Source organism: Xylanimonas oleitrophica, assembly GCF_003244315.1.
GTDB classification, from domain to species: domain Bacteria; phylum Actinomycetota; class Actinomycetes; order Actinomycetales; family Cellulomonadaceae; genus Xylanimonas_A; species Xylanimonas_A oleitrophica.
In genome coordinates this window covers 172,831-192,195 of sequence record NZ_QKWH01000004.1, presented here as the reverse complement: position 1 = coordinate 192,195, position 19,365 = coordinate 172,831, and the positions used below count along the sequence as shown (strand labels likewise).

The window sequence follows — 19,365 nt, the reverse complement described above, 5'->3', positions numbered from 1 at the left end:
CCGCCTCACACCCAGGCGCGCGCGCCGTCCTCCTGGTCGTCGAGCCGGCCGGCAAGCTCGGCGGCACCGACCACGAAGCCGCCGTCGTCGACGAACACGCCCTCCAGCCGCTCGTGCAACCCCGAGGCGAGCCGCGCCAGGAGCACGCGCATGCGACCGCGCGCGATCAGGTGCAGACCTGACGGCTGCTCTGTCTGCAGCTCGTACGGGTCCTGCGGCACCCAGCCCAGGTGGTAGGTGAACGGCCCGTAGAGCTGCCAGTCGAGGCCCGCCAGGGAGCGCGGCACACGATCGACCCGCTCGACGCGCACGGACACGGCGCCGTCGTAGGGCGTGCGGCCCACCACGGTGTACTGCGCCGCGCCGTCGATCCCGGTGGACTGCGCCTCGATCTCGGCCGTGGCCACCAGCACCCGGACCTGGTGCAGCAGGTCGGCGGCCGCCATGGCACGTGCCGAGTACAGCGTGAGGTCCACGGCCCCGCGCGGGTCCGGCGCCAGCCGCACCTGACCGTCGACCAGCACCACCCCACCCACCTTGCGCGCGGCCGCGACGGCCCACTGGACCGCCCGCAGCTCCTCGCCCTCGGGCAGCCCGGCCGCGAACGCTCGCGAGATGCCGTCACGGTCGTCGTACGACGCCGGGCGACGGCTGCGCGGGAACGCCTCGCCCTCGATCCTGGTCAGCGCCCAGGCGGAGGCAGGGCCCGCCATCCCGAGGTCGGCCGCCTGCTCGGCATCCACCGGGAAGGGGCCGTGGAGCCCGTGCTCCTCCCCCACGCGCAGCAGGCCGGGCACGGGCTCGGCGGGCTTGCTGGGCCGCAGACCGCGGAAGCGCGCACCGGACGACGGCCGTTCGGGCGGCACCACGGGCTCGCGGAGCCACGTGGGGTCGGGGAACCACGCGCCGACGAGCTCGGGCAGCGTCGGCAGGCTGTCGTCGGCGGGGACGAGCAGCAGGTGGTCCGCGGCTCGCTCGGGGGGCACGAACGGGGCGGCGTGCGGCATGGCGCGAACGGTAGCGGCCCCGAGGTGCGAGCCGGGAGGGTTCGTGTTACATGTTGAGATTCCTGCGTCTCCAGACGGCGTGTCGGCCCGTTTTCACCCGGTCCGGCCCGGATCGACGCCCTGCCAGACGGCTCAGGCGCGCACGTCGTGCAGGTGGTGGACGACGTCGTGCAGGAAGTACCGCCCCAGCGTGCGGACGGTGAACACCGACCCGTTGGAGCGGCGCCCGGGCCGCTCGGCGTCGTCCGGGCCCACGGTGTCGAAGCGCGCCGCCACCGCCGCGCCCGCCTCCTCCAGCTCTCCCGCGACGACCGTCGGATCCTGGTGGGCGTACCCGTCCGCGAGCGCCGCGGCGTCCTGGTCCCAGTCGTCGAAGAGCGGGTCGTGCTGCTGGAGCATGGCGGCGAGCCGGGTGTCGAAGACGCGGAAGACGTCGCGCACGTGGGCGCCGTACTCCAGCGGCGACCACACGCCGGCGGCCGGGCGGGTGGCGACGTCGGCCCGGGTGAGCGCGGTGCGCCACCGCGGGAGGGTGGCGCGGACGGCGTCGCCGACCGCGTGCGGCTCGATCCCGGCGGCGCTGAAGCCGCACTCGGGGCAGGGGCGCTCCAGCACCCAGGTCCAGTCCTTGGTGTCGGGCTCGATGCCGTCGCGCTGCATCGTCGCAGCGTACGGCGCTGCAAGGGCTGCTGTCCCTGGTACTGACGTAGTGCCCCTATGATGTCAGCATGCCCAAGATCATCGGCAAGAGCCTGCACGAGCACCGCCAGATGACCCGGCACAAGCTGTTCACCGCACTCTCGACGCTGATGCAGGAGCGCGGGTTCGACACGATCACGCTCGCGGACATCGCCGCCGCAGCAGGCGTGGGACGCACCGCCGTCTACAACCACTTCCCCGACAAGGAAGCGCTCCTCCTCGGCTTCATCACCCACGAGACCGAGCAGTACGCCCACACCCTGGAGCGCGCGCTCGAGGGTGTCGACGACCCGGTCGAGCAGCTGCGCACCTACATCCGCCAGCAGGCCCAGCTCGCCCGCGTCTTCCACCTCGCGCCCGGGCCGGACCTGCGCACGGTGCTCTCGCGCCCCACGCTGCAGCGGCTGCGCGAGCACGCCGAGATCGTCGAGTCGATCCTGCGGCGCATCCTGCGCTCCGGCATCGCCGCCGGCGAGTTCCCCGAGCAGGACATCGACCCCACCGTGCAGCTCGTCAACGCCTGCCTGTCCGGCCGGCTCATCCCCGAGGAGCCCGCGGCCCGAGAGCGCGCCATCCGCGCCGCCGAGGCGTTCGTGCTGCGCGCCGTGGGCGCGCAGTTCGTCGCGGCCTGAGCACCACCGGGCAGCGCACCGCCGCCGGGAACGCTCCGCCGCCGGATCGCGCGGTCAGCTCGCGAGCCTCGACCGCAGCTCCGACGGCGTCGAGCCTGTCGCGGCCAGCACCGCCCGCCGCAGGGCGAGCGCCGACCCGTACCCGCACAGCTCCGCCAGGTCCTCGAGCGTGACGGACGCGTAGCGCGGGTCGTGCAGCCGCGCGAGGGCGCTGCGCAGGCGCTCGTGCGCCACCCACCCGCACACGGTGCGCTCGTCGTCCTCGAACAGGCGGTGCAGGGTGCGGGTGGAGACGCCGAAGTGCTCCGCGATCCGCGCGGGCGTCAGGCCGTGGTCGGCGTGGTGGGCGGCGATGTGCTGCACCACGCGGTCGCGCTCCACCTGCTCGAGCAGCTCGGGCGAGGGCGGCCGGGGCCGCGTGGACAGCACCGAGGTGACCAGCTGCTCCACCACGCGCACCGTCTGGGCGTGCACCTGCGGCTCGGCTCCCGGGTGGCGCAGCAGCTCGCGCAGGGCGGCCGCCGTCGCACCGGGCACCACGGTGCCGGCCCCCCACACCGCCAGCGGCGAGTCGTCGAAGGTGCCGCGCAGGGCCGTGCGGTCCACGGCCACGTCGACCTCCAGCAGCAGCGCGCCCGGCGTCGATACCTCGAACGGGCGCCAGCCCACGGCGAGCACGGCGGCACGGCGCCCCAGCACCTCGACGGTGCCGGCCGCGCGCACGGTGACCTCGCCGTCGAGCACGACCACCAGCCGCACGGCACGCCACGGGTGGCCGAAGTTGTCGCCGGGCACACGGTGCCTGGCGGGGCCGGTCTGGACGAGGGAGAGCAGGTAGGCGCCGTACCGCGCCTGGCGTCGGCGCTCCATCAGCCCACGCACACGATCGGCAGGCACAGCACCACGGCCAGCAGGGCGCCCACGACGAGGTCCCTGCGCAGGGTGCGGACGACGGCGGTCCGGGAGGTGAGCATGGCTGGTCCTTCCTGCTCGTGACGGTTGCCGGACGGCGCCCGCGCGGGAGGGGGCCGCGCGCGGGCGCCCGTCCGCCGCGGGTGGCACGGCGGCGGAGGGGACGTCGGCCGGCCGTGCGCCGGGGGTGCTCCCCGCCGCGGTACGTCCACCCTCGCCGCCGGGAGCGGGGCGCGGGGCCGGTTGGCGCACCCCGATCGGCCACGTGGCACGGCTCCGGGCGCTGGGTGACGATGAGACGCATGACCCTCTCGGGCACGCTGCACGTCGACGTCCGTGACGACGCCGTCAGGCACCTGATGGCCGGCAGGAGCGTGGACCTCCAGGGTCTGCCCGGCTCGGGCCGCACCCTGCTGGCGCAGGCCGTGGCGGACGAGCTGGAGGACGCGGGCTGGCACGTGGTGCGGGTCCACGGGGTGCTGGCGCTGCGGGAGCGCCCGCTCGAGGCGCTGGCGATCGCCGGCCTGGTGGCGCGACAGGGCTCCCAGGCGACGACGGCGGTCTCGGCCGCGGTGCAGGGGATCCTGGCGGCCGTCCGGGGCGGTCGGGCGCTGCTCGTGGTGGACGACGAGGTGGACCTGGACGAGACGTCGATCGGGGCGATCGTGGCAGCGCACCAGATCGCCCCGTTCCCGCTGCTGTCGACGTCGTACCCCAAGCCGCGGGCCATGCGCCGCCCGTACCGGGTGCCGGCCGAGGTGCAGCCGGGGGTGACCCTGCAGGTGCCGCCGCTGGGGTTCGTGGACACGCAGACGCTGCTGGTCGACGCCCTGGGCGGGCCGATCGACGCCGCCACCGTCTCCCGCGTGTTCGCGGCGTCGGGCGGCCTGCCGGGCCTGGCCCTGGCGCTGGCGGAGGGCGCCCGCCAGCACGGCGGCCTGCGGCAGGTCGACGGCGTCTGGCAGGCGGGGCCGGACATGTGGACGCCGGAGATGGTGCGCAGCGTGGACCCGCTGCTGCAGCGTCTGAGCCCCCCGGCGATCGACGGGCTGCACGCCCTGGCCCTGGCGGGCACGGTGGACGTGAGCACGGCCCGCCGGCTCATGTCGTGGGAGGTGCTCGAGGAGCTCGACGGCTACCGGCTGCTGCGGTTCGTGCCCCGCGGCGACGAGATGCTGGTGGGGGTGTTCCCGCTCGGCATCGTGGAGTACTTCCGCCACCTGGGCGTGGGGGCGCGGCACCTGAAGGTGGACGAGGCGGTGACCCGGGCGTTCGGCGGCTCGCTCGCGGACCGGCCGAGCGCCACGGCGACGCCGTGGCAGCTCACCCCGGAGGCGTCGGCGGCGGGCACGTCGATGGAGTCGGACACCATCGTCAACCGCCTGCTGCTGGAGCACTGGCACCGCGAGCTGCTGCTGCGGCGCAGCGAGTGGGAGCAGACACCCTCACCGCGCACGGCGGCGCCGCTGCTGCGCACCATGCTGGTCACGGGGGCGGGCCCCCAGGCGGTGCGCACCGTGCTGGCGGGCACGCCCCGCACGGGTGACCGCCGCGACCTGGTGACGTTCGACGTCTGGTACGCGCTGTTCGTGGGCACCACGGAGCGGGACCTGAGGCAGGTGCACGAGGTGCTGGACCGCACGCGCCTCGAGGCGGACGAGTGGGTGTGGCTCGTGGACGGCATCGAGGCGTTCCTGACCCTCATGGTGGAGCACGCGCCGGACCCTGCGGACCTGACCCTGCCGGTCCCGGGCACCGCCCCGTCCGACACGGTGCAGGTGGTGGGCACGGTGCGGGCCGAGCTGCTGCTGGCCCGTGGCCGCTCGGCCGAGGCGCGCGCCCTGTTCGAGGAGCTGGGCGAGCCGACCACCCCGTTCGCCCAGGTGCGTGCGGCTTCCCGGTCGTGGGCGCTGCTCATGGAGGGCCGCCTGGAGGAGGCGCTGGAGCGGGCGCAGGACCAGCTGCAGGCGGCGCGGCGCGTGCACGACGTCGAGGGCATCGTGGGCGCCGCGTACGTCGTCGCGCAGGTGCTGCTGACGTGGGGGCGCACCACCGAGCTGCGGAACCTGCTCGGCTCGGTGCTGTCGGCGGGGGTGCTGCCCGCCCTGGAGCGCTCGCAGCAGGTGGCGCTGCTGTCGATCGCGGCCGACCTCGCGCAGCAGGAGGGACGCACGACGACGGCGCGCACCCTCGCCCAGCAGGCGCTGGCCCTGCGCACGGGTCCGGGCCCCTACCCGCTGGGCTCGCCGACGCTCGCCCTCGCACGGCTGGACTCCGAGGGCCGGCCCCCGGCGGAGGCCCGTGCGCTCGCCGCCACGCGCCTGTGGGACGAGGCGCAGGCGCTGCTGGCGCACGGCTATCTCGTCTCCGGCTACACGGCGGGGATGCTGGCCATGATGGAGGAGCCGACGTCGGAACGGGCGCAGGTGCTGCGGCAGACGGCGGCCCTCGTCCCGGCACCGATCATCGGCCGGTTCCAGGAGTTCGTGGACGCGCTGGCAGCCGAGGACCCTGAGCGGCTGGTGGACGAGGCCCACGCTCTGGCGGACGCCGGCCTGGTGGCCCAGGCGACCGCGGCGTACTCCGCCGCGACGCGGCTGCTGCGGACCGCCGGCCGCGCCGGGAGGGCCGCCGAGGTGCACGACGCCGCCCGCCGCCGTCTGGCGCCGTGGGGCGCGGACGCCCTCGCCGGGCTGCGGTCGGCGGCCGAGGCGGCCGAGCTCACCGCCCGCGAGGACGAGATCGCTCGTCTCGCCGCCGCCGGGCTGTCCAACCAGGACATCGCGCGGCGCCTGCTGATCTCGGTGCGGACGGTGGAGAACCACCTGCACCGAGTCTTCCGCAAGCTCGGCGTGGACAACCGGTCGGAGCTCTCGCGCGTCCTGGCCGTCTGACGGCGGTTCAGCCCGCGAGCGCCACCGCGTCCGTGAGCGCCTCGGCCCGCACGGCCGACGGTGCCTTGCCCGTCGCGGCCTGCACGGCGCGGCGCAGCCCCAGGGCGGAGCCGAACCCGGTCAGGACGGCGAGGTCCTCCAGGGAGGTGCTGGCGTAGCGGGGGTCGCGCAGCCGCAGCAGCACCTGGTCCACGCGCTTGGCCTGGATCCACTGGGACACGCTGAGCCGCTCGCCCTCGAACAGGCGCTGCAGCGACCGCTTGGAGATGCCGAGGTGGGTGGCGAGCGTGGTGGGGTTGAGGTCCGGGTCCGCGTAGTGGGCGGCGATGTAGCGCACGGCGTCCATGCGCTGGCTGCGGCGGTCCCACTCGCCGCCGCCCGAGACGGCGAGCGCGGAGACCACGCCGGAGACGAGCGAGTCGAGGGAGTCGGTCACCTGGGCGCGGACGGCGGGGGTGAGCGCGTCGGCGTCCTGGCGCAGCAGGTCGAGCACGAACGCGGCCAGGGCCGAGAGCAGAGCGGTCTCGGCGCTGCCGGCGACGAACGGCGCGGAGTCGGGCAGGCCGCCCAGCACGCCGTGGTCGGCGGGGACGTCGACGACGACCACTCGGGCGGGGGCGCTGGCGGTGTAGGCCACGGGTGCCCAGCCGAGCAGGAGGGCGCCGTCGCGGCGGCCGAGCGTGGCGTGGGCGCCGGCGGTGCGCAGCGACACCTCGCCGTCGAGCACGACGAGCAGGCGCAGGGTGCGTGCGGGGTGGCCGAAGTTCGCGGGGACCGGTTCGAAGCGGAGCGGGCCGTGGACCATGTAGGTGGCGTCGAAGTCGCCGAACCGGGCGGTGCGCGACTGGAGCTGGAACGTCTCGGGCTGCGCCGTGGTGGGCACGAGCTGCGCGAACCGGGCCAGGTCGGCCGCGCCGCGCCACTCGCGCACGGTGGCGGTGGCACGGGGTTCGGGGGCGAACGGGCCGGTGGTGGCGGCCGGGCGCCTGGGGGTGACGCCGGCGGCGCCGAGGGTGCCCGGGTGGCGGCGGGCGGTGGTGCGGTACGCGGGTGCGGTGACGGTCATGGCTTCTTCCCTCCTGGGGTCGTCACGACCTTCCGGCCCGCAGCTCCACCACTCCATGCATATGCATCAACATGAGTGGTGCGCAGACCGGGCCTGAGTAGCCGCCCTCGCTCCGGGAGGTACACCTCGCGCCGTCACGGGGAGCCACCGGCGCCACCCTGCGTGACGCGGGCCAGCACCTACCCCTGCGCCGAGGCCCCGTGCTCGTCCACCGCCCAGCGCAGCGCCCGCAGCAGGGCCGCGCGCGAGGGGCACACCGCGTCGGGCAACCCGTACGCGTACACGAGGTCCGCGACGCACAGCCCCACCGGGCCGGGCCCCTGGAGGCCGGGCAAGAAGCTCGGCACCACCTCCAGCTCCCGCACCCGCTCCCACGTGGCCTGCCGCGGCAGGTCGAGGAGCGCGAACAGCTCGCGCCGCAGCTCCGGCCCGGACGGCGCGCCGGCGCCCAGCGCGGCGCTGCACGCGACCACCCCGTCGATCACCGCGGCGATCTCCAGGAGCGTGGCGTGGTCGGCGAGGCGCAGGTCACCGTGGTCACCGTGGTCGCAGGCATCCATCGTCACGGACGCTCCCGGGGGACGGGCCGGGCCCGGTGCCCGGCTTCCCCTCCACGGTCCCGCCTCGCGGGGGCGCCGCCCCTCTCCTGGCACAGGAGGATCCCCGCGGCGGCGCCGAGGGCACGACGCCGAGCCGGGACCCTCCTACCAGGCGTCCGTCGGGCGGTGCTGGTGCTCCGGCGGCGGCGGCTCGTACGGCTCCGGCACCGGCTGCAGGTAGGAGCGCGCGAACTTCAGCGACGCCTCCAGGTCGGCGCGCCGCTCGTTCGCGGTGCGGGCCTTGCGGGTGGCGATCTCGACGACGACGTCGCCCTTCCACCCGCGCGCCGCGAGCTCGGCCAGCACCTTGTCGCAGTCCATCGCGCCACGCCCGGGCACCAGGTGCTCGTCGCGGGGCGACCCGGTGCCGTCGGCCAGGTGGAGGTGGCGCAGCCGGTCCCCGAACGTGGCGACCAGGTCCATGCCCGTCTGCCCGGCCACCGCGGCGTGCGACAGGTCGAGGGTCACCGAGTCGTAGTCGTGCTCGGTGGCGTCCCAGCCCGGCAGGTAGGCGATGTAGTGGCGGTCGCTGCTGGCCCGGGCTCGCCACGGGTACATGTTCTCGACGGCGAGCGTCACGCCCGTCTCCGCCTCGAGCTCGCGCACCTGGTCCTGGAAGAGGCGGGCGTACTTGTACTGCCAGCGGAACGGCGGGTGCACCACCACGGTGCTCGCCCCCACCTCGAGCGCCATGTCCACCGACCGGCGCAGCTTCGGGGCGGGCGAACGGCCCCACACCCGCTGGCTGACCAGCAGCGTGGGGGCGTGGATGCTGCGCACCGGCACGCCGTGGTCGGCGGCGAGGCGGGCGAGCTGCGACGCGTCCTGGGTCGCCGGGTCCGACCAGACCATGACCTCGACGCCGTCGTACCCCAGGTCCGCGGCAGCCTCGAAGGCGTAAGCGGCTCGTCGGGGGTACACGGACGCCGTCGAGAGCGTCACGGGGATCGGCGGCGCCTCGGGTTCGGAGGGGACCGTCTTCGAGTCGGCCATGCCTCGAACCTTACGTGCGGGGCGGGGAGGCTCGGCAACTGTTCCAGGGGAACTCGTCGTGGAGGCATCGTGTCGCTACGATCAAGTGGTCCATACCAGTGAGCCCTGAGGAGACTCCATGGAACGCGTCACCGTCGTCGGGATCCGGGAAGGCCTCCACGCGCGCCCTGCCGCGCTGTTCGTGCAAGAGGCGTCACGCCAGCCGGTACCCGTGCGGATCGGCCGCCCGGGCGGGGAGCAGGTCGAGGCCGCGAGCATCCTCGGCGTCATGACCCTGGCGGCGGCCGCAGGCGACGAGGTGGTGCTCTCCACCGCCGTCGACGGCCCCGAGGCCGAGGCTGCCATCGAGGCGCTGGCGGCGTTCCTGGCCCAGGAGACCCCTGCCTGACCCCCTCACCCGTGCGGGCGGAAGACTCGCCGCAGCCCCTCGAAGGCTGCGGCGAGTCTTCCGCCCGCACCGTTCGCGGGGCGCCAGCCGCCCCGCGAACGGCCGGAGGGCGGGCGTCAGGCCCGGCCGGAGCCACCTCCGGGTACCGGTCCGTCTGCGCCGCTCGTCGTGGCGCCCTTCGCGCCGCCCGCAGCAGCACGAGCACCGGCCGGGTCCGCGGAGTCCACCGAGTCGGCGGCCACCGCCGCACCGGTGCCCGCGCCGGCAGGGTCGACGTCGTCGTCCTCGCGCCCGGGCGTCCGCAGGTTCCACCGCGTGATCACGAACCGGAACAGGAAGTAGTAGACGACGGCGTAGCCGAGACCCACCACGATCAGCAGCAGCGGCCGCTCGGCGATCCGGAAGTTCAGCAGGTAGTCGATCGCCCCCGCCGAGAACCCGAAGCCGTCCCGGATGCCCAGCGCGTTGACCAGCGCCATCGACGTGCCGGTGAGCACGGCGTGGATCACGTACAGCGGGTAGGCCACGAACACGAAGGCGAACTCGAGCGGCTCGGTGACGCCGGTGACGAACGCGACCAGCGCCGCCGAGCCCATGATCGAGGCGACGGCCTTGCGCTGTGCGGGCCTGGCGGTGTGGATGATGGCCAGCGCCGCCGCAGGCAGGGCGAACATCATGATGGGGAAGAACCCGGTCATGAACGTGCCGGCGGTGGGGTCGCCGTGCAGGAACCGGGCGATGTCTCCGTGCCACACCTCGCCGCTCGCGTCCGTGTACGCGCCGAACTGGAACCAGGGCAGCGAGTTGAGCAGGTGGTGCAGGCCGATGGGCACCAGGAGTCGGTTGAGCGTCCCGTACACGAACGCGCCGAGGATGGTGGATCCGGTGACGAAACCGCCCACCTGCTCGTTGATGAGCCAGTCGAACGCCGGGTAGATCAGCGCGCCGACGACGGCGATGAGCACCGCGGCGCCCGCGGTGACGATGGGCACGAACCGGCGCCCGCCGAAGAACGCGAGGTAGGCAGGGAGCTTGATCCGGTAGAAGCGCTGGAACAGCAGGGCGGCCACGAGGCCGATGACGATGCCGCCGAGGACGCCGTAGTTGATGAGCACCTGGTCCTCGCCCTCGGCGGCGGCGCCGAGCACGTACGGGGACAGGGCGTCGCTGACACCGTCGAACACCAGGTATCCGATGAGCGCGGCCAGGCCGGTGGACCCGTCGGCCTTCTTGGCGTACCCGACGGCGACGCCGAGGGCGAAGATCAGGGGCAGGTTCCCGAAGAGGCCGTTGCCGGCGGCGCCGAGGACGTCGGCGACCGGCTGCATCCACGGCCAGGTGCCGGCGACGCCGTCGGCACCGAGCATGTCGTCCTGGCCCAGGCGCAGCAGCAGCGCGGCGGCGGGCAGGGACGCGATGGGGAGCATCAGCGAGCGGCCGATGCGCTGGAGCTGGGCGAGGCCGGGGAACCCCCGCTTGCCCGTGGTCGGTTCTGCGACCGTGGTCATGAGTCCTCCTGGCGGGTGGTGCAGGTGAGAGGTTGGGGAGGCCCGCGAGAGCGGTGCGTCCTTGCCCGCCGTCGTCGCGCCGTGGTTGTCCAGACCACTTGCGGCCAGAGTGGTCTAGACCGCAATATGTGTCAAGCATCACGGCTCGCCCATCGAGGGCCGGGCACCGCAGCACGCACCCCGAGGGAGAGGTGAGGATCAGACCGTGACCACCTCGCCCGCCCCCTCCCCCGCTCCCGGGGCCACCGCCACGCCCGCCGCGGCGCGCGCGCCGCGCGGCGCCGGTCTTCGCACCGCCCGCGGCCGGCACAAGTACCAGACCGTGCGGGCCTACCTCGTCGACCTCATCGAGAACGAGCTGCGCGAGGGCGACGCCGTACCCTCCGAGCGCGCCCTCACCGAACGCTTCGGCATCTCCCGCATGACGGTGCGCCAGGCGCTCGAGGCGCTCGTGGCCGACGGCGTGCTCCAGCGCGAGCAGGGCCGCGGAACCTTCGTCGCCCCTCGGCGCATCGACTTCGAGATGCGCCTGACCACGTTCGCCGAGGACGCCCGGCGGCGCGGCATGATCCCCGGCACCCGCGTGCTCGACGCCGCCACCGTGCCCGCCGTGCCGCGCGTCGCCGAGGAGCTCGCGCTCAAGGAGGGAGACCCCGTGCACCGCCTCGAGCGGCTGCGCACCGCCGACGGCGAGCCCATGTCGCTCGAGGTCGGCTGGATCCCCGCCCACCTGGTGCCCGGGCTGCTCGACGACGGCGTGCCCGAGTCGATCTACGGGGCGCTCCGCTCCGCCGGCCTGGCCCCCACGTGGGGCGAGGACACGTTCCTCGCCGCCGAGGCCACCGACGCCGAGGCCGCCCTGCTCGAGCTGCGCGGCTCCCGGGCCGTGCTGCGCACCCGCCGGCGCACCTACGCCGACGTGGGCGCCGTCATGTACTCCCAGGCCTGCTATCGCGGCGACCGGTACTCCGTCGTCGTGCCCCTGCGCGAGCCGCGCCCCGTCATCGTCCCCCGCCCCCGGGAGCAGGACGAGCCGGCGGACACGGCAGGAAGGACCTCCCCATGACCGTCGCACAGCCGCGAGCGGACGCCATCCTCGACGCCCTCGGCGGGGTCGCCAACGTCGACGAGATCGACCCGTGCACCACCCGCCTGCGCTCGATCGTCAAGGACCCGTCCCTCGTGGACCCCGCCCTGCTGCGCGCCGCCGGCGCGTTCGGGGTGATGATCTCCGGCCGTGTGGTGCAGGTGGTGGTGGGTCCGCACGCGGACACCGTCGCCACCGACCTGGCCGACCTGATGTGACTGCGTCGGCGACGACGCACCCCCTGCCCCACCGGAACCCCACGGAGCACCCATGAGCAAGGCAGAGCAGATCCTGGCAGGCCTCGGCGGCGACGAGAACGTCGTCGACCTGGAACCGTGCATCACCCGCCTGCGGGTGGAGGTGGACGACCCCGCTCTCGTGGACGAGAAGGCGCTCAAGGCCGCCGGGGTCATCGCCGTCATGCAGGCGGGCTCGGCCGTGCAGGTCATCGTGGGCACCGAGGCCGACACCCTGGCCTCGGACATCGAGGACCTGCGTTGACGGGGCGGCTCGCCGTCGTCGCCCCGGTGGCGGGCACGGTCATCCCGCTCGCGGAGATCCCCGACCCGGTGTTCTCCGCCGGGCTGGTGGGGCCCGGGTCGGCCGTGGCCCCCGACCCGGCGGCCGGCGGGCGGGCCGTGGCGCCCGTGACAGGCACCGTGGTCAAGCTGCACCCGCACGCGTACGTGGTCGCGGCCCCCGACGGCCGCGGCGTGCTGGTGCACCTGGGCATCGACACCGTGCAGCTCCACGGCGAGGGCTTCGAGCTGCACGTGGCCGAGGGCGACACCGTGGAGGCGGGCCAGCACCTGGTGACCTGGGACCCGGCCGCGGTGCGCAGCGGCGGCCGCTCGCCCGTCGTGCCCGTGGTGGCGCTCGACGCCGCAGCCGACGCCCTGGACGACGTCGCCGCCGTGGGCACCGCCCTCACGACGACGGACGTGCTGTTCTCGGTCGCCCCGCGCTGAGCGCGCCTGCCTCGGTCGGGGAGCGGCCGGCCCGGCCACCGCTCGTCGCACGGCTCGAGCACACCGCTCGCGGTCCCGCGCCCTCGTGGGCCATCGCCCCGACAGGAAGGAAGACGCCATGCCCACGCTCGAGGAGGCACTGAACGCGACGCTCTCCGCCGAAGCCGTGGAGGCGTCGTTCGTGCACACCGCCACCGGCATCCAGACGACCGACGACGCCTACGTCAGCCCGCGCGACGACGTGGCCCGCTCGCACAGCCGGTTCGAGATGCCCGATGTCGACGCCTCCGGCACGGAGAGCCGCGCCGAGACCATCGCTCATCGAGGCAAGCTGCACATCCGCGCCGCAGGCAGCGACGCGTGGATGACGGTCGACATGCCGCGACCAGCCCTCGGACCGCTGGCTCTCCTGACCCTCCTGTACGGCGCAGAGCTGGAACGGCCCGTCGCCGCCGAGGACCCGACGATCGAGGTGGAGATCTCCGCGTCTCGCGCCACCGGACGGGTGCCGGACGAGCTGCGCGACACGCTCGACGACATCCTCACGGGCTGGACGGAGGAAGAGGGCAGGCGCTTCCCTGAGCTGAGCGCGGCCCGCCTGAGCGTCCGCGACGACCCGCTCCACATCGCAGAGATGACGATCACCACGCAGCAGGGCGAGACGACGGAGACGTTCGCGCTGGAGATCCAACCCGTCCCGAGGAGAACCATCGACATCCCGGCAGCTGCCGACGACGCGAGCGAGCCGTCATAGGTCCCAGGGCCGCGGCGACGAGCCGATCGGGACGCGACGACTCCTGCCGCCCGCCAGGCCGCCGCGCCCCCGTAGGGTCGACCCATGCCTGAGACCCGTCCCGTGCGTGCTGTGGTGCTCGACGTCGGCGAGACGCTGATCGACGAGAGCCGGATCTGGTTGCGATGGGCCGAACGGCTCGGCGTGCCCCCGCTGACGTTCCTCGGGGTGCTGGGCGGCTGCGCGGCCCTCGACCTGCCGCACCAGGCGGCGTTCGAGATGGTGCGGCCCGGGTTCGACCTGGACGCCGAGGAGGCCGCGTGGGCCGCCGAGGACCCGGACGGGCTGCGCAGCGGGTTCGACGCGGACGACCTGTACCCCGACGTCGTGCCGGCCCTGACCGCGCTGCGGGAGGCGGGCCTGCGGCTGGTGGTCGCGGGGAACCAGCCGCCGCGCGCCCTGGCCGCGCTGCGCGCGATGGACCTGCCGGTGGACGAGATCCGCAACTCCGCCGAGCTGGGCGTGGAGAAGCCCGCGCCGGAGTTCTTCGCGGCCGCCGCCGCCCTCGCCGGCGTGCCGGCGTCGGAGATCGCCTACGTGGGCGACCGCACCGACAACGACGTGCTGCCCGCCGCCGACGCCGGGATGCAGCCCGTGCTGATCCGGCGCGGGCCGTGGGGGCACCTGCACGCCCGCCGCCCGGAGGCGCAGCGGGCCACGGTGATCGACTCGCTGCTGGAGCTGCCGGACCTGCTGCGCCCCTGACGCGCTCGACGCGCGAGCGGGCGGGGCGGGGGCTGCGCGTCAGCCGCGCAGCGGGAGCGTGAGCGTCGCCTCGCCGTCCTCGGTGACCCGCACGGGCACCCCCCAGTCCTGCTGTGCCAGGTGGCAGGCGGGGAAGACGTCGGGCAGCGGCTCGCCGTCGGGCCCCAGCGGCACGACGTCGCACGAGGCCGCCTTGGCGGTCACGTGCAGCACGCCCTCGGCCACGTCGGGGTTGACGACGACGTCGCGGAACAGGTCGGTGCCGCTGCCCGCGCCCTCGAGCAGCAGCTCGGGCGGGGTGGCGCTCACCTGGAGCGAGGTGGCCGGCCCCCACCGCTCGTCGAGCTTCTGGCCCGGTGCGGGGGTGAAGGGCACCTCCAGGCGCAGGGCGCCGGCGACGACGTCGGTGGCGGGGCGCTGGGTGCGGCGGGCACCGCCGTCGAGCACCTCGCCGGCCAGCGTGGCCGGCAGCGCGACGCGGGTGAGGCGGTGGGCGGCCGACTCGACCACGAGCAGGTGGACCTCGTCGCCCGCGACCTCGACCAGCACGTCGGACGGCTCCGCGAGTCCGGTGGCGAGGGTGGTGACCTCACCGGTGGCGGCGTCGAACCGCCGCAGCGCCCCGTTGTAGGTGTCGGCGACGACGACGGAAGCGTCGGGCAGGGTGGCCACGCCCAGCGGGTGCTGGAGCAGAGCCTGGTCGGCGGCGCCGTCGCGGTGGCCGAAGTCGAACAGCCCCTGGCCCACGGCGGTGTCCACCTCCACCCCGCGAGCCGTGCCAGAGCCAGCGCCGGCGGGACCACCGGCCGGGTCTGGCACCACGCGGAGGTGGCGCAGGGCGGACGTCTCGGAGTCGGCGAGCCACAGGCCGCCGTCGGGCTGCCCGTCCTCCCCGAGCGACGGAGCGAGCCCGGAGGGCTGCGCGAACCACGCCGCGGCGCCGTCACCGTCCTCCAGGCCCTCGTTCATGGTCCCGGCGAGCAGACCCACGGTGCCGGCGGCGCCGTCGAACGCCCACAGGGTGTGGTGGCCCGCCATCGCGACGACGAACGCACCCAGCGCGGGAGACCATGCGACGTCCCACGGGGAGGAGAGCCGCACCTGGGTGGCCGGCAGCGCACCGCCCTCGTAGGCGCGGGGCTGCTGGCCGGGCACCGCCACGTTCTCCTGACCGCCCACCATGAACTGCTCGCCCGTGCCGGCCACGGTGGTGACCGCGCCCGTGGCGAGCGACACGCCGCGCAGCGCGTGGTTCACCGTGTCGGCCACGAGGACGTCGTACCCGAGCGCGGCCCGCAGCTCCTCGGGGACGAGGGCGAGGCCGTTGGGCTCGGAGAACCGGGCCTGCTCCGGCCCTCCGTCGGCCAGCCCCCGCTCACCGGAACCGATGCGCCGCACGAGCGTCTCGCCGTCGGGCGCCAGCTCGGCGAGGGAGTGGTGGCCGGCGTCGGCCACCAGGAGGTTGCCGCCGGGCAGCGCCACGGCCTTGGCAGGGAAGCGGAGCGTGCCCGACGTCGGCTCCGGGGGCACGTACGGGCCGTCGCCGCGGTGCAGGGTGCCCTTGGCCTCGTGCTCGGTGACGAGCTGCTCGACGAGCGCCGCGACGGCCGAGGCGTGCCCCTCCCCCGCCATCTGCGCCACCACGTAGCCCTCGGGGTCGATCACCACGAGCGTGGGCCACGCGCGGGCGGTGTAGGCGCCCCAGGTGACCAGCTCCGGGTCGTCCAGCACGGGGTGGTGCACCTCGTAGCGCTCGACGGCGGCCGCGAGCGCCGCCGGGTCGGCCTCGTGCTCGAACTTGGGCGAGTGGACGCCCACGATGACGAGCACGTCGCGGTGCTGCTCCTCGAGCTCGCGCAGCTCGTCGAGCACGTGGAGGCAGTTGATGCAGCAGAAGGTCCAGAAGTCGAGCACCACGATCTTGCCGCGCAGGTCGGCCAGGGTGACGTCGCGGCCGCCGGTGTTGAGCCAGCCGCGGCCCACGAGCTCGGAGGCGCGGACGCGGGGCAGGTCGGCGCCGGTCTTGAACGTGGAGAGAGTGCTCACGGGCTCAGTCAACACCTCGCCCGGCGGGCTCGTTCCGGGTGTCCACGAAGGTGTCCGCATCGTGGGCACGCGGAGAAGTCCTGACAAATCCGCCCAGACGGGGGTGACCCGGGCGCCGATCCACGGCAAGGTTCATGTGCGTCCACGCAGTCAGGGAAGAGGAGAGACCGTGACCGACCACCAGCCCGGGCCCGAGACCGACCCCGCACCCGCCGGCGGCACGTCACGGCCGCCCCACTCCCCCGCGGTGCTCGCCGCGCCCGTGGTGCTCACCCTCGGCGTCGTGGGCGCCGCGTTCGCCCTGTCCTTCACCGCGCTCTCCCAGGCAGCCCTCTGGGGGCAGGTGCCCGCAGGGCTGGCCTGGTGCGTGCCTGCCCTGGTCGACGCGTCGATGCTCGTGCACGCGGCGGCCGCGCTCATCCAGCGCGCCCGCGGCGAGCGCACCTGGTTCTCGTGGACCCTGCTGGCGCTGTTCGCCCTCGTGTCCGTGGTGGCCAGCGCCGCCCACGCCTGGGGCGTGGAGGGCATCACCCAGCTCGCCGTCGGCACCGCCGTCGTCTCGCTCGCCCCCGTGGGCGTGCTGGCCTCCGTCCGCACCCTCGCCTCCCTGGTCGCGCGCCACCCGGCGGCGGCCCGGCCCGCCCGCGACGCAGCGACGGACGCGGCCCGCGCGGAGACCACGGCCCCGGCACCCGATCCTGCGCCCGGCACCGCCGAGACGAGGCCGCGCAAGAGCGCGAGGGCGGCACGGACGGCGTCGGCAGCGCAGACGGCGGCCGACACCTCCGCCGCCCCGTACCCCGAGGACGCCGACGCCGCCGGGAAGGCCGCCAAGCCCGCGACGAGCAAGACCGGTGCCACGAAGCAGCCCGCCAAGAGCCCTGCCAAGACGCCGACGCCCGCCAAGGCACCCGCAGCGCAGACCAGGCCCACGAGCGCCGCCCAGCCGGCCGGGCCGAAGGCGCCCGCCACGACGGCAGGAGCGAAGGTGTCCGGGACGACACCCGGCGCCGCGGCCACCAAGACGGGCGCGGCCTAGGTCGCTTCTCCCGCCGCGGGCCGGTCTCCCGGTGCCCTGCCCGTCGTCCTAGCCGGACGACGGTCGCTGCCGGGACGACGGCGTTGCCGTCCCCGCCTGCGGCAGCGGACGCCCCGAACCCGTCTCGGTCTGCGGGGAGGCTCGCTGCACGGGTGTGATCGTCGCGAGAAGACGGAGACGGTCCTCGTGCCCCGGCAGCGGCGTCATGACGATCATGGTGAGACCGCCTGCGAGCGCGTACGTGTCCCACTCGACGGCGATCTCCCCGATGCGGGGGTGCCGGATCGTCTTCCCGCCTCGGACACGATCACGCACGTCGTGACGCGCCCACAGGGCACGGAACTCCGCGCTGCGGACGGAGAGCGCGCCGACGACCGCTACCGCGCGGGGGTGTTCCGGGTCGGCCGCGACCGCCGAGCGGAGCATGCCCGTGTACTCGACGGCCATGTCGCGGCAGTCCGGGAAACGCAGGGCCGCGTCGTCGCGGAACACCGTCATCAGGACGTTCCGCTCAGCCACCGGCAGCTCCGTCGGGTCGCCGAGAAGCTCCGCGGCCAGAGGATTCCAGGCGAGGACATCGAGATGAGCGCTGACGACGAAGGCTGGCAGCGCGGTGGCGTCCAGGAGGGCCCGGGCGTTGCGTGGCACCTGCGGGCGGCGGCGGGGCGGGCGGGCCTGCGGGCTGCGGGCGGCGCGCCCCAGACGCACCAGGTGGGCTCGCTCCGTCTCGCCGAGGGCCAGCGCGTCGGCGAGAGAGTCGAGGATGGCGTCAGAAGGACGCGCGTTGCGGCCCTGCTCGAGGCGCTGGTAGTAGTCGGTGCTCAGGCCTGCGAGCACGGCGACCTCGTCGCGGCGCAGACCAGCGACACGGCGTCTGCCGCCAGGTTCGAGACCCACCCGCTGCGGTGTGGTCTGCTCACGGCGCGCACGCAGGAACAACCCCAGCTCCCTGGCTGCCGCGGAGTCGCTCGTCATCACCCCATCGTCTCCCACACGTCCGCGCGAGGGTGGTTCTCGCAGGCCGAGGGTGCCGCAGGACGACGGAGGGCGCCCAGAGCGTTCATAGCGTCGCCCGCATGACGTCCTGGACCGCTTCAGACATCCCCGACCAGAGCGGGCGCACCGCGATCGTGACCGGCTCCACCTCCGGCCTCGGCCGGGTCACGGCCGCAGAGCTCGCCCGGCACGGTGCCCACGTGATCCTCGCGGTGAGGAACCCCGCCGCCGGGGAGGCCACGGCCCGCGACATCCGTGCGCAGTCGCCCGGGGCACAGCTGACCGTGCGGACGCTCGACGTCGCCTCCCTCGACTCGGTGCGCACGTTCGCGTCTCAGATCACCTCGGAGCTCGAGGCGGTCGATCTGCTCGTGAACAACGCGGGCGCGGAGAACCTCGGTGCCAGGCGCACCACGGTCGACGGCTTCGAGTTCCACCTGGGCACCAACATGCTCGGCCACTTCGCCCTCACGGGACTCCTGCTGGACACGCTCGAGCGGGGCCGTGAGCCCCGCGTGGTCTCGCTCAGCTCGCTCACGCACAAGAGGGCCCATCTGGACTTCGACGACCTGCAGTGGGAACGCCGCTTCAACGCCAACCGCGCCTACGGAGCCTCCAAGCTGGCCACGACCGTCTTCGGGATCGAGCTCGACCGCCGGCTGCGCGCCGCAGGGTCGCCGGTCATCAGCACCATCGCCCACCCCGGCCTCTCCCGATCAGGCTTCATCGACCACGCATGGAAGGACCGGGGACGGATCGCCCAGCTCATGGGGCGGCTCTTCTCGGTGATCGCGACCCAGCCGACCGAGCAGGGAGCGCTGAACCAGCTCCACGCCGCCACCGCACCCGGCGTCGGCGGCGGCGACTTCTTCGGCCCCGGCCGGTTCGGGGAGACACGGGGACCCGTGACCCGCGTCCATGCCTCCACCGAGGCCCGTGACCCCGGCGTCGGACGTCGGCTCTGGGCCACCGCGGAGGCCCTCACCGGCGTCACCTACCTCTCCACCAGATAGTCCCCGCCTGCCGCGGCGTC

General features: G+C 74.7%; 20 protein-coding genes. 11 read left to right on the top strand and 9 right to left on the bottom strand.

Going from position 1 to position 19,365, the window contains the following annotated elements:
* Positions 1-5 precede the first annotated feature (5 nt).
* Positions 6-1,007 (bottom strand): hypothetical protein, encoded by a 1,002-nt coding sequence (locus tag DNL40_RS08110; RefSeq protein ID WP_111250738.1) that lies wholly within the window; start codon positions 1,005-1,007, stop codon positions 6-8.
* Between the two features lie 132 nt (positions 1,008-1,139).
* Positions 1,140-1,667 (bottom strand): DinB family protein, encoded by a 528-nt coding sequence (locus DNL40_RS08105; RefSeq protein WP_111250737.1) that lies wholly within the window; start codon positions 1,665-1,667, stop codon positions 1,140-1,142.
* A gap of 68 nt (positions 1,668-1,735) precedes the next feature.
* Between DNL40_RS08105 and DNL40_RS08100 the strand changes: the two genes are divergently transcribed.
* Positions 1,736-2,338, top strand: coding sequence for a TetR/AcrR family transcriptional regulator (locus DNL40_RS08100; RefSeq protein ID WP_111250736.1), 603 nt, complete (start codon positions 1,736-1,738; stop codon positions 2,336-2,338).
* Positions 2,339-2,392: 54 nt separating this feature from the next.
* Here DNL40_RS08100 and DNL40_RS08095 read toward each other — a convergent pair whose 3' ends face one another.
* The gene (locus tag DNL40_RS08095) at positions 2,393-3,208 is read right to left on the bottom strand and encodes a helix-turn-helix transcriptional regulator (protein WP_111250735.1); all 816 of its coding nucleotides are present in this window, start codon (positions 3,206-3,208) and stop codon (positions 2,393-2,395) included.
* Positions 3,209-3,552: 344 nt separating this feature from the next.
* Between DNL40_RS08095 and DNL40_RS08090 the strand changes: the two genes are divergently transcribed.
* Positions 3,553-6,144, top strand: a complete 2,592-nt coding sequence (locus DNL40_RS08090) for a helix-turn-helix transcriptional regulator (RefSeq protein ID WP_111250734.1) — start codon at positions 3,553-3,555, stop codon at positions 6,142-6,144.
* A gap of 7 nt (positions 6,145-6,151) precedes the next feature.
* Here DNL40_RS08090 and DNL40_RS08085 read toward each other — a convergent pair whose 3' ends face one another.
* The 3 genes from DNL40_RS08085 to DNL40_RS08075 form a co-directional block, all read right to left on the bottom strand.
* A complete protein-coding gene (locus tag DNL40_RS08085; RefSeq protein ID WP_111250733.1) occupies positions 6,152-7,210 on the bottom strand; it encodes an AraC family transcriptional regulator in 1,059 nt (352 codons plus the stop codon).
* A gap of 179 nt (positions 7,211-7,389) precedes the next feature.
* The gene (locus DNL40_RS08080) at positions 7,390-7,776 is read right to left on the bottom strand and encodes a hypothetical protein (protein ID WP_111250732.1); all 387 of its coding nucleotides are present in this window, start codon (positions 7,774-7,776) and stop codon (positions 7,390-7,392) included.
* A gap of 138 nt (positions 7,777-7,914) precedes the next feature.
* Complete coding sequence (locus DNL40_RS08075) at positions 7,915-8,802, bottom strand: sugar phosphate isomerase/epimerase family protein (RefSeq protein WP_111250731.1); 888 nt, start codon at positions 8,800-8,802, stop codon at positions 7,915-7,917.
* A gap of 118 nt (positions 8,803-8,920) precedes the next feature.
* Between DNL40_RS08075 and DNL40_RS08070 the strand changes: the two genes are divergently transcribed.
* Positions 8,921-9,190 (top strand): HPr family phosphocarrier protein, encoded by a 270-nt coding sequence (locus DNL40_RS08070; RefSeq protein ID WP_111250730.1) that lies wholly within the window; start codon positions 8,921-8,923, stop codon positions 9,188-9,190.
* A 116-nt stretch (positions 9,191-9,306) separates the two neighbouring features.
* On the opposite strand, the gene DNL40_RS08065 is transcribed toward DNL40_RS08070, so the two are convergent.
* Complete coding sequence (locus tag DNL40_RS08065) at positions 9,307-10,698, bottom strand: PTS transporter subunit EIIC (protein WP_111250729.1); 1,392 nt, start codon at positions 10,696-10,698, stop codon at positions 9,307-9,309.
* A 205-nt stretch (positions 10,699-10,903) separates the two neighbouring features.
* Between DNL40_RS08065 and DNL40_RS08060 the strand changes: the two genes are divergently transcribed.
* The 6 genes from DNL40_RS08060 (at position 10,904) to DNL40_RS08035 (ending at position 14,251) form a co-directional block, all read left to right on the top strand.
* Positions 10,904-11,764, top strand: coding sequence for a GntR family transcriptional regulator (locus DNL40_RS08060; RefSeq protein WP_111250728.1), 861 nt, complete (start codon positions 10,904-10,906; stop codon positions 11,762-11,764).
* Complete coding sequence (locus DNL40_RS08055; protein ID WP_111250727.1) at positions 11,761-12,003, top strand: PTS sugar transporter subunit IIB; 243 nt, start codon at positions 11,761-11,763, stop codon at positions 12,001-12,003. Before DNL40_RS08060 ends, DNL40_RS08055 begins: the two co-directional genes overlap by 4 nt.
* A 52-nt stretch (positions 12,004-12,055) precedes the next feature.
* Complete coding sequence (locus DNL40_RS08050; protein ID WP_111250726.1) at positions 12,056-12,286, top strand: PTS sugar transporter subunit IIB; 231 nt, start codon at positions 12,056-12,058, stop codon at positions 12,284-12,286.
* A complete protein-coding gene (locus DNL40_RS08045; RefSeq protein ID WP_146252053.1) occupies positions 12,283-12,753 on the top strand; it encodes a PTS sugar transporter subunit IIA in 471 nt (156 codons plus the stop codon). Before DNL40_RS08050 ends, DNL40_RS08045 begins: the two co-directional genes overlap by 4 nt.
* Before the next feature lie 118 nt (positions 12,754-12,871).
* The gene (locus tag DNL40_RS08040) at positions 12,872-13,507 is read left to right on the top strand and encodes a hypothetical protein (RefSeq protein WP_111250724.1); all 636 of its coding nucleotides are present in this window, start codon (positions 12,872-12,874) and stop codon (positions 13,505-13,507) included.
* 84 nt (positions 13,508-13,591) lie between these two features.
* A complete protein-coding gene (locus DNL40_RS08035; protein WP_111250723.1) occupies positions 13,592-14,251 on the top strand; it encodes an HAD family hydrolase in 660 nt (219 codons plus the stop codon).
* 39 nt (positions 14,252-14,290) lie between these two features.
* Here the strand turns inward: DNL40_RS08035 and DNL40_RS08030 are convergent, their stop codons facing one another.
* On the bottom strand, positions 14,291-16,357 hold the full coding sequence (locus DNL40_RS08030; RefSeq protein ID WP_111250852.1) for an NHL domain-containing thioredoxin family protein: 2,067 nt from the start codon (positions 16,355-16,357) through the stop codon (positions 14,291-14,293).
* Positions 16,358-16,466: 109 nt separating this feature from the next.
* Between DNL40_RS08030 and DNL40_RS08025 the strand changes: the two genes are divergently transcribed.
* On the top strand, positions 16,467-17,336 hold the full coding sequence (locus DNL40_RS08025; RefSeq protein WP_179951003.1) for a DUF2637 domain-containing protein: 870 nt from the start codon (positions 16,467-16,469) through the stop codon (positions 17,334-17,336).
* A 48-nt stretch (positions 17,337-17,384) separates the two neighbouring features.
* Here the strand turns inward: DNL40_RS08025 and DNL40_RS08020 are convergent, their stop codons facing one another.
* Positions 17,385-18,311: a helix-turn-helix transcriptional regulator gene (locus tag DNL40_RS08020; protein WP_111250722.1), complete on the bottom strand. Its 927-nt coding sequence runs from the start codon at positions 18,309-18,311 to the stop codon at positions 17,385-17,387.
* Between the two features lie 101 nt (positions 18,312-18,412).
* On the opposite strand from DNL40_RS08020, the gene DNL40_RS08015 reads away from it, so the two are divergent.
* The gene (locus DNL40_RS08015; protein WP_111250721.1) at positions 18,413-19,345 is read left to right on the top strand and encodes an oxidoreductase; all 933 of its coding nucleotides are present in this window, start codon (positions 18,413-18,415) and stop codon (positions 19,343-19,345) included.
* The last annotated feature ends 20 nt before the right edge of the window (positions 19,346-19,365 follow it).